The following is a 10,048-nucleotide window of genomic DNA, read 5'->3' as shown; positions in this document are numbered from 1 at the left end:
GGGCTTCGGGCTTCGGGCTTCGGGCTTCGGGCAAAGATTAAAACCTTGTGGTGCTGCCACAAGGTTTTTTTATGCCTATGATTACAAGGTGATGGTGAGTTGTTAAACTCAGTTAAAAGAATAAGAACGTAAACTACTTTGCAATCAATCTCTTTATTCCCTGTACACCTTGTACAGAGTATCTTTCTGTTCCAAATGTTATTTGGTGCATTATTAATTAATAGCCAAAAACAAAGTCGTTCCTTGGTGCTGCTATTTGTATTTCAAGGCTGTGTATGCGCCTTTAACCTGTTAGAAGGGTTAGGCCTTTCTGATTACTTAATCACACCGGCATTTACATTACTGTATGGGCCTATGATTTACTTTTTTACCTTGTCGATTACAGGTAAGCAGCCCTTTATAACATCACACTACGCGGTTCACTTAATTCCTGCGGCTATTTCCTTGGCCTTTACCCACTACACGCAGGCGATCATTTTACTCGGTTCGCTCAGTCAACTTGGCTACTTCTACTTTGCTTATGGCACTTTAAAGGGCTACCACAAACAACTTATGCATGCGCGCTCAGATGCTGAGAGCCTTAAGTTAAAGTGGTTGTTCAAAGCATTATTTATTTTTGCCATTATTGTCGTATTCGATTTGCTGCGCATGAATGTGCAACCAATCACGCCGCTCGATTTAAAGATGTACTGGTACTTATTAAACGAAATACTGTTACTGCTTATGTTTAGCTTTTTGTTGTTCCACACCATCAAGAATAGCTTTCAATTCGAGCCTGTCACATTACCTGAAGAAACCGAAGCTGAAGAAGCTGATTCGTCTGATGAGCAACTTGCACAGCAAATTTTCTCAACCATTGATAACTTGATTATTAATGAATCGCTTTATCGACAACCTAGGCTGTCACTAAACGACTTAGCAGATCAAACAGGGCTCGGTAGTAAAGAAATATCTTGGGCTATTAACAGCACAACGGGGAACAACTTTTGTGAGTACATCAACCAGCATAAAGTGAATGATGTTAAACGCGAAATAGAGCAAGACTCACCTCAAAAACTCAGCCTGATAGAACTGGCATTTCAAGCTGGCTTTAATTCTAAATCGACTTTTAATGCGGTGTTTAAAAAAGAAACGGGATTAACGCCGAGTCAATTTAAGAAGCAAACACTAAAAAACAGCTCATAAAACAGACAAAAAACGTCCTAAATCCTGTTTTAGGACGCTTTTTTACAGCCCAAACGCTAATTTAAACAAAAAACAGCTTTGAGACTCCAGATGTACAAGTCCTATTTTTTACTACTAATATTGTGCCTATTAATAAACTTTTCGGGTTCTGCGTTAGCAACGAATCATTCTTTAGAGGTAACGAATCAAGCCTTAAAAGTGCAACCAAATCGCGTTGGTGCAACAGACCCAATCGCTTACTTTCAATCGAAAACAGCAGCAATAGAATTTGCTAAACAACAAAACTGGGCTCTGGTGAATAAACTCACAAAACAGCTCATTAATGAATATCAAAATGATGGCGATACTTGGTATTTACTTGGTCTCAGTTATTTTCAATTGGCCGATTATCAAAATGCCAGCAATGCTTTGCAACGCGCACTTGCAATTGGGACTAGCTTAAAAGGCATTCCTAATGGGGCTAGTAATCCTAACGATTTAATGGTGAAAATTGCAGAGGCATACGCAGAGCTTAATAACCAACAGCAAGCCGAGTATTGGCTCAAAAAAGCACTGGCAGCAAGATGGGATGACCGCCCAACACTTGCTGGCACCAGCTTATTTAAATCTGGTACTAACCCTCACTTTGAACGCTTTGCGCAATCAACCAGTTATAAATCACTTGCAGGTAATAATTTGGAGACTGAACTCAATCGAGATCAAAAATGGCGCACCGATTTAGCGTTTTTAGCTGCAGAGATTAAACGTTTACACGTGGCAATGTATCAAAACATAAGCCCTCAACAATTTGCTGAAAAAGTAGCAAGCATTGATAAAGCGATTCCTATTATGATTGATCAGCAAATTATTTTTCAGTTTATGGAGCTAATTGCACTACTTGGCAATGGTCATAATTTATTGATCCCAGCATGGGGTGAAAAAGGCAACTTTCAGCAATTGCCATTTCAGTTTTATCAATTTAGTGATGGCTTATACATCACCAAAGCAAGTAGTGATTACCAGCAATATATTGGCTATAAAGTTGCAGCATTTGCCGATACACCAGCCGATCAAGCCCTTGAGTTAACTAAACGTGTTAATGCTCGTGATAATGAAATGCAAACCCTGTGGTTGGGCCCATATTATTTAAGTTTGCTTGATGTACTAAACGGGCTTGGCATTAGCAAAGGTAACGAGGTAACACTCACGCTCAGCTCACCAAAAGGGGCTATCACCACAGTTACACCAGCGCTCAAGTCAATGCAATTTGCAGGTTTTCCTAAGTTACCAAAACTTACTGAACACCCTACGCTTAGATACTTACAAAAAACAACACGCCGTTTTGGAGCGAACAAATCAAAACGAATAAATTACTGTATGTACAATTCAATGATGTGCGAAATAGCAAAGATCTCACACTTGCTGAATTTGCTATGCAGCTACAAGCACAAATCAAATACGATGACATTGAGCATATGGTGCTAGACCTTCGCCATAACAGTGGTGGTAATGGCTCGCTCAACCCACCTATGGTGGCAACTGCCGCATTTTTTAAAGTATTAAAGCCACAAGGAAAGTTATTTATATTAATTGGCCGCAATACGTTTTCGGCAGGCCATGATGTAGCAGTTAAGATTGCCAATATAGTGCCAGCGATTTTTGTAGGTGAACCATCAGGCACCCGCCCTAACGTGGCTGGTGAAGCAGGCTGGTTTAACCTACCATACAGTAAACAAACAGGACTTATTTCGAGCCAGTTCCACCAGCAAAGCAGAGCTGAAGATCATCGTATTTGGTTAGCGCCCGATATGCCAATTACACTTTCTGCAAAAGATTACTTTGCAGGTGTCGATCCGGTGATGGATGCTGTTTTAACCATAACTAAGCAATAAACAGTGCTGGCATAAACCTTGTAACTATTCAGTTATAGCAACAATTTGCCCTTGTTTACTGTGTAATTAAGCAACTTTTACGCAGTACTCAAGGCATTTTTACAAGGAGGCACTGTGTCTAAATCTGCAATTTTATATCGCATGGTGACCGATGAGCATATTTGCCCCTTCGGTTTAAAATCAAAAGATTTATTAGAGCGACATGGTTACGATGTTGATGATCGTCACTTAACCAGCCGTGAGCAAACTGACGAATTCAAACAGCAGCATAATGTAAAAACCACGCCACAAACCTTTATTGATGATAAACGTATAGGTGGGTACGATGATTTGCGCGATTTTTTCAATCTGACCAAAGCGGGTCAACAAGGCACAACTTACACGCCAGTGTTAGCTATTTTTGCAGTCACACTATTACTCAGCTGCGGGTTTAGCTATACCAATGGCGACGCTTTATTGTCTATGCAAAACTTAATGCTGTTTATTGCACTGTCGATGGCGGTGTTAGCAATTCAAAAGCTACAAGATTTATATAGCTTTTCAAACTCATTTATTACCTATGACTTACTTGCCATGCGCGTTGTGCCTTATGCTTATGTTTATCCTTTTATTGAAGCCTATGTTGCCATCGGGATGGTGGCCAAACTTCCGGCCTTAGCGGTGGCGCCGTTCTCGTTATTTATTGGTGGTATTGGTGCGGTATCAGTATTTAAAGCTGTATATATAGATAAACGTGAACTCAAGTGCGCGTGCGTCGGTGGCAACAGCAATGTACCGCTAGGTTTTATCTCATTAACCGAGAATCTATTTATGATAACAGCGGGTCTTTGGATGCTAGTTAGTTGATAAAACATATAACGGTTTTGCCCCTTTATTACTGTTCTACCGTGGTTAAATCTGCAAAATTTAGTTAGTATGGTCACGTGTTATTTTTTATTAACGCTCCATCAATTAGGAATTTATGAACAAAGATTTACTGCTCCATCCGGTACTTATTTCACTAGCAATGATCACTATTGCGTTTACTCTTAAGGCGCTGGTTGACAGATTTGCGCGCCATAAAGCAGAAAAAAAAGAAAAAGATATTCGCTATATTTCGCACAATATTAAGCACTCTATTAACCTAGCAACGGTGCTATTACTGCTATTTGTATGGTCTACTGAAATCCAGAACTTTGCGCTGTCGATCGCGGCATTTGCAGTGGCTATTGTATTTGCGACCAGAGAGTTTATTCAATGTATAATTGGCTTTTTCTATTTAGTTACCACGCGCCCGTTTCGGGTTGGTGACTGGGTACAGGTTGGTGAATACTATGGTGAAATTGCTGAAACCGATTGGATCAAAACCACCATGCATGAAATTGACATGCACACCTATCAGTTTTCTCGCAAAACCATTTATATTCCGAATAATAAGCTGATCACTAACCCGATTAAAAACTTAAACTTTGTAAAACGTTTTACCACTCATCACTTTAGTATTGTGCGTAAAGAAAGTTTTAATCCGTATCCAATTTACGAAACTCTAACCACGAAAGCGAAGCAATATTGTGAAGAGTTTCAAGATGTGGCTGGTCGTTATAATTCGATTATCGAAAGAAAATTAGATGCAAAAATTTCTGGCCCTGAGCCTGAAATACACTTTAGCACCACCGAATTAGGCGAGTTTAAAGCCAGCTTCACTTTATTCTGTCCCACTGACAAGGCGCTGGGAATAGAGCATAAGCTAACTGCCTTTTTTATGGAGCTTTGGTACAGTGAAGCTGCAAAACAACAAAGCAGTAACTCTCACATATAATAAGAATATGCCACTATATGGACATAGTTTAACTCACTTGATTAAAACTGAAGTGAGTTAAGCTTTTAACGCTAGCCTCCCGATCTAATATCTCGCTCAAACTCAGTTTTAGTTTTTACTGGCTGACAAGTTGATTGAACCGTGCTCTTATTACTTTCATCTTCGTCAGAACTAAAGATTGTGTAGCTATAGTCTGTTTCAACTTCACCACCTAAGCACTCATGCTCTGCAAATAATTCATCTCCATAACCCTCTGGCATTTCTTTTGACGCACACCCACTGAGGATCAGAAATGTTATTAAAATTGACATTACTTTCATATTAATCACCTTAAAAGAACACGTTATAACTCATACTCAAAATGCCATGATGGAAGCTTGTTGAGTAATGGCTGAAGTGCTTTTTCTTTTCTTAAATCACGACGCTCTCTCTCTAACTGTTCTCGCTCTCGGCGTAACTCTTTACTTTGGCTACTTGACGATTTATCACTCGCTAATTCATTACTAATAGATTGCAGCCGCCAATTAATATTATTAAGTCGATCATCTATCTCGGCTTTCCTTGCTTCAAATTGATAACGCTCGTTACCTTCTTGCCATGCTTTTCTAAACTGTGTGTCATTACAAATCCCGTTATACGCATCGCCTCGCAAACCTAGGGTAAAGCCATTTTCAGGCTCACAAAAGGCTGCGAGCCCCTGTTTGTAACCAGCTTGATAATCATCTAATTTTGCAGTGATGCCAAATTCACTACAAGCAGATATGATTTCTCTGCCATGTTCAAATGTATACCCTTGCTCACCATGACTAAAGCCTAAATTTGTCCAATTGGCCTGTATACATTCATCCTGAGACAAAGAAGAGCATCCTGATATAGATAGTAGAAATAAAATAAACATACAACGGCTAAACATGCTATTTCCTGAAGTGTCATAGACTATTCAAGTACCTATTTTAAGAGATATTCGTTTAAAGTGAATGATAAAAATGTAACAAGCTATTCTAATTCCGTTGAAGTTTAAAATTTACGACAAAACTTAATCCTTTCATCACAAAAAATAACATGAGGCATACTCATAATATTAAAAAGCTGCCTCATAGATATTTTCTTTATTTAACCGTTTGAGCTTGGTTAGTTGGTACATTTTGTTGCTTCATTATCCAACGGGCTATGTTATCTTTTCGCATGAACTTAACACCAGTATGCTGTTTTGCATACTGGATAAAATCATCAAGCGCTTTTACTCGCGCAGGCGTTCCTGCAATACGGTCATGAGCACTAATCGACATCATTCGTCTTCTGTGTTTTCCTTCAGCGTATAACACGTCAAACTCATCTTTTAACTCTTGTAAGTAGGCTTGGGCCGTCATTGCAGTGCTTCCTGAATAGCGCACAATGTCGTTATTACGAAAAGTATAAGGTACAACCACAAAAGGCTTATTATTTACTGGTGTAAAAGAAGGCTCATCACGCGATAGATCATCAATATGATAAATAAACCCCAGCTCTTGCAAAAGCGTAAGTGTATTTTTTGAGTGTCTCATCCAAAATGCATTAAAGCCAACCGGCCGCATGCCTGTCACTTTTTCGATAATATCTGCACTTTTAATATATGAAGCGCGCTCTTGTTCAACACTCATAGAATATTGTGGTGTCCATGTTTGGCCGTGACCCGATGCTTCATGCCCTCGTGAAACCACTTCTTTAGCAAGTGCTGGATTTAATTCCACAGCCCTACCCACCATATGAGAAGTAACTTTAATATTATGTTTATCCCATAGATCAAGTAATCGTGGGATCCCTTCATTCATCCCATACTGATACCAAGTAGGCGAAATCGTATCGTGATAACCCTGCTCTATTTGAGGAAACGGCCCTGCATCAGAGCTATCTTGTGCTGTTGCTTCAAATTGCATTGAAATAGAAATCACTAATTGTGCATCATCAGGCCAATAACCTGATTTATCAGATAATGGGGCCGCATTTAACAACTTACTGCTGCACAGTGCCATTAAAAAAGTGAGTAAAGGTAAAGCCTTCATTTTTTATCTCCTTAACTAATTAACGCGGTCCTGCCGTTACTGTGATCTCGGCTGTTTGCAAAGAGTGCTGATGTAAGAAAAACCCTGTAAGTGCACTTGTTGCCCCTTGTGGAACAGCTAATTTTTCTACATCCAATGCATACACTTTATAGGTATAGCTATGCTTGCGTCCTTCTGGTGGACATGGTCCAAAGTACCCGGGCTTACCCATATCTGTATTACCTTCAATGGCCCCTTCGGGCAAAGTCGTTGAAGATAACGAGTTACTAGTCAGAGGAATATCATGTACTACCCAGTGCCAAAAACCACTGCCAGTTGGTGCGTCATTGTCATACACTGTCACGGCAAAGCTTTTGGCTTTCTTAGGCGCATTTTGCCATTTAAGTTGTGGCCTAACATTACTCCCCTGACAACCAAAGCTATTCCAGTATTGCTCACTCTTTATTGCCTGCCCTGGCTGTAAATCAGGGCTCGATAAACTAAATTCAGCCGCAAAACTGGCACTACTAAACAGCCCGCTGATCAGTAAAGTAACTACTGAGTTTGAAAAATTAACCATTTTTAGCCCTTATATTTTCAGTTAAAAAGTTACTTTTGATATGCTGGGTAATCGGTATAACCTTTGGCTGTACCGCCAAACAATGTACTCCCATCGGTAATCGTGTTTAGTGGCAGTTGCTCTTGAATACGATACGGTAAGTCTGGGTTGGCAATAAAACGACGACCGAATGCGATGTAATCGGCAAGACCTTGTTCAATAAGCTGCGCACCTGAATGCTCGGTATAATTACCGGCAACAATAATCGCGCCACTAAAATACTGACGAAGTGCGACTCTAAACTCTGGTGTTACGGTAGGTGCATCGTCCCAGTCCGCTTCGGCAAGATGAATATACGCAATACCAATTTGCTCAAATTGCTTTGCTGCCAATAAAATAGTGTCAATTGCTTCACTATCACCCATACCACGCTGAGTGATAAAAGGCGCTAATCTAATACCCACTTTATGAGCTCCAATGGCATTACTAATTGCGCTAATGATTTCACAGGCAAAACGAATACGGTTTTCTTGGCTACCGCCATATTCATCTGTGCGTTTATTTGCTGAACGTCTTAAAAACTGATCAATTAAATACCCGTTACCTCCATGTATTTCAACGCCATCAAAACCAGCCTCAATCGCGTTAATTGCCGCTTGCTTGTAATCATTTACTATTTCTTTAATTTCTTTAACACTTAGTGCTCGTGGGGTTGGGCAATCAAGCATCCGTCCTTCTCCATCATCGCCTACCACCCAAACTTGTGCATCTGGAGCAAGTGCAGATGGAGCAACTGGCGTTCCATCATGATGAAATGAAGAGTGCGACATTCTACCAACGTGCCACAGTTGTAAAAATATTTTACCACCTTCTTTATGCACAGCTTGTGTTACTTGCTTCCAACCTTCAATTTGTTCTTGCGTGTAAATACCTGGCGTAAATGAGTAACCTTTGCCCTGAGCAGAAATTTGTGTTGCTTCAGAAATAATCAGCCCCGCAGTAGCACGCTGCGCATAATACGTGGCCATCAGTTCAGTGGGAATATCACCCGGTTGCGCAGTTCGCGAACGGGTCATAGGTGCCATCACAATTCTATTTTGAGTGACCATGCCACCGAGGGTTTTAACTTCAAATAAGGATTCTATAGACATAACTAACTCTCTTATAAATAATGTTTATCTGGATTTAAATTAAATTTCATCACTACTAAATAGCATTTCGACCTTCATCTCTTCTGGTCCTTGTATAAATACTTGGTGCTCTAGTAGCTCTGGCACGGTTCGCTCGAAATAACTTATACCTGTTTGCGCTAAGCGACTTTTCAATCCTTGATAACCTATGCTGCGAATGGCAATGTGATCTACCACTCCTCGGCCTTGGATTTTGCTGTTTAATGCTGATAAGTAACCCTGTTGTGCTTTATTACCCGCGGCATTAACCAGATGAATCAAAGCAACGTTATCGCTGCCGTATAACCACGCTCCCTCGAAAGGAAAAGGCGGACGATACCCTTCACTTAGCCCAACTGAATTAATAAAGAACTGTCGCATCGCTTGGTAATCACAACTAGAAATTAATACATGATCTAAACGCATAAACTTTCTCTGTTGATAATAAGTACAACCAGTTTAACTATTTACTTAAATTTGATAATTGAGTTAATATCAAAAACACTATTCATTAATACTGAATTATAAAGAGTAAGGAACGATGGCTAAGATTGATGATATGCAGCTTTTTGTTCATGTGGTGCGCTCTGGCGGGCTTGCTGCAGCTGGGCGAAAAATTGGTTTATCGCCTGCGAGTATGACGGCACGTATCAACCAGCTTGAAAATCACTATCAAACCCGACTCTTAATACGTAATACTCGCAGTATTAAATTGACCGAGGCTGGAGAGCAATTTTATCAAGGCTGTTTAAGAGTAATTGCTGAAATTGATGCCACAGAGCAAAGTATTCAGCTTAGTAAAAACACCCTTTCGGGTAATCTCAAAATAACCGCACCCTCTGACTTTGGTAAACAGTTTGTTGCCCCTGCAATAGCTAAATTTGTAGCACAAAACCCACAAGTTAAACCACACCTGCATTTAACCGATGGCTTAGTCAATTTAGTTGAAGAAGGTATTGATATTGCTATTCGCTTTGGAAACTTACCCGATAGCAATTTGATTAGCCGAATGATCAAGGCCAATCAACGTGTGTTATGTGCTTCAGCTGAATATTTAAAAATACATGGCCAACCCTTGCAGCCAAACGATTTATTAAATCATCGCTGCCTAGTAATGGAGCGATTTGGTCAATCGATGAATGATTGGCATTTTAAAGATCAGGTAATTCGCGTCCCTGTGGCTATGAGTAGTAGTGATGGTGCGGTGATCAGACAATGGGCAATTGACGGTGCAGGGGTTGCTCTAAAATCAATGGTAGATATTAGCGATGATCTGACTAAGGGTAATTTAGTGACGATACTTGATGACTATATTCTCGGTTTTAGTAATAAAGATAAACAACAAATCGGCTTACAGTTTCTTTACCCATCTAGGCAATTTCAGCCACGACAAGTTGCCGCATTTATGGATTTTTTTCAGCAGCAAATTTAACAATAAACAGCCG

12 protein-coding genes are annotated in these 10,048 nt (G+C 40.0%); 6 read left to right on the top strand and 6 right to left on the bottom strand.

The window, feature by feature from the left end; translation table 11 throughout:
- Positions 1-138: 138 nt before the first annotated feature.
- From H5158_RS14645 to H5158_RS14625, 5 genes are all read left to right on the top strand, one after another.
- A complete protein-coding gene (locus H5158_RS14645; RefSeq protein ID WP_182740323.1) occupies positions 139-1,185 on the top strand; it encodes an AraC family transcriptional regulator in 1,047 nt (348 codons plus the stop codon).
- A 198-nt stretch (positions 1,186-1,383) separates the two neighbouring features.
- Positions 1,384-2,649 carry a tetratricopeptide repeat protein gene (locus H5158_RS14640; protein WP_182740322.1) on the top strand — a complete coding sequence of 422 codons (1,266 nt, stop codon included), beginning with the start codon at positions 1,384-1,386 and terminating at the stop codon, positions 2,647-2,649.
- On the top strand, positions 2,598-3,056 hold the full coding sequence (locus H5158_RS14635) for a hypothetical protein (protein ID WP_182740321.1): 459 nt from the start codon (positions 2,598-2,600) through the stop codon (positions 3,054-3,056). Before H5158_RS14640 ends, H5158_RS14635 begins: the two co-directional genes overlap by 52 nt.
- 114 nt (positions 3,057-3,170) lie before the next feature.
- Entirely contained in the window at positions 3,171-3,902 is a 732-nt protein-coding gene (locus H5158_RS14630) for a glutaredoxin family protein (protein WP_182740320.1), read from the top strand.
- A 115-nt stretch (positions 3,903-4,017) separates the two neighbouring features.
- Complete coding sequence (locus H5158_RS14625) at positions 4,018-4,854, top strand: mechanosensitive ion channel family protein (protein WP_145238627.1); 837 nt, start codon at positions 4,018-4,020, stop codon at positions 4,852-4,854.
- A gap of 71 nt (positions 4,855-4,925) precedes the next feature.
- On the opposite strand, the gene H5158_RS14620 is transcribed toward H5158_RS14625, so the two are convergent.
- The 6 genes from H5158_RS14620 to H5158_RS14595 all read right to left on the bottom strand — a co-directional run bounded on the left by H5158_RS14620 (position 4,926) and on the right by H5158_RS14595 (position 9,029).
- Complete coding sequence (locus tag H5158_RS14620) at positions 4,926-5,174, bottom strand: hypothetical protein (protein WP_259399450.1); 249 nt, start codon at positions 5,172-5,174, stop codon at positions 4,926-4,928.
- A 23-nt stretch (positions 5,175-5,197) separates the two neighbouring features.
- Positions 5,198-5,767, bottom strand: a complete 570-nt coding sequence (locus H5158_RS14615; RefSeq protein ID WP_182740319.1) for a DUF2799 domain-containing protein — start codon at positions 5,765-5,767, stop codon at positions 5,198-5,200.
- A gap of 196 nt (positions 5,768-5,963) precedes the next feature.
- The gene (locus tag H5158_RS14610) at positions 5,964-6,866 is read right to left on the bottom strand and encodes a polysaccharide deacetylase family protein (RefSeq protein WP_310736706.1); all 903 of its coding nucleotides are present in this window, start codon (positions 6,864-6,866) and stop codon (positions 5,964-5,966) included.
- Positions 6,867-6,915: 49 nt separating this feature from the next.
- Entirely contained in the window at positions 6,916-7,455 is a 540-nt protein-coding gene (locus H5158_RS14605; protein WP_182740317.1) for a YbhB/YbcL family Raf kinase inhibitor-like protein, read from the bottom strand.
- Between the two features lie 29 nt (positions 7,456-7,484).
- Positions 7,485-8,585, bottom strand: coding sequence for an alkene reductase (locus H5158_RS14600; protein WP_182740316.1), 1,101 nt, complete (start codon positions 8,583-8,585; stop codon positions 7,485-7,487).
- A 39-nt stretch (positions 8,586-8,624) separates the two neighbouring features.
- A complete protein-coding gene (locus H5158_RS14595; RefSeq protein ID WP_145238608.1) occupies positions 8,625-9,029 on the bottom strand; it encodes a lactoylglutathione lyase in 405 nt (134 codons plus the stop codon).
- Positions 9,030-9,144: 115 nt separating this feature from the next.
- Between H5158_RS14595 and H5158_RS14590 the strand changes: the two genes are divergently transcribed.
- On the top strand, positions 9,145-10,035 hold the full coding sequence (locus tag H5158_RS14590) for a LysR family transcriptional regulator (protein WP_182740315.1): 891 nt from the start codon (positions 9,145-9,147) through the stop codon (positions 10,033-10,035).
- Positions 10,036-10,048: the final 13 nt, after the last annotated feature.

The organism is Pseudoalteromonas sp. SR45-6, assembly GCF_014163545.1.
GTDB classification, from domain to species: domain Bacteria; phylum Pseudomonadota; class Gammaproteobacteria; order Enterobacterales; family Alteromonadaceae; genus Pseudoalteromonas; species Pseudoalteromonas rhizosphaerae.
The sequence above is the reverse complement of the archived record's forward strand: the minus strand, read 5'-3'. Positions and strand labels throughout refer to the sequence as shown.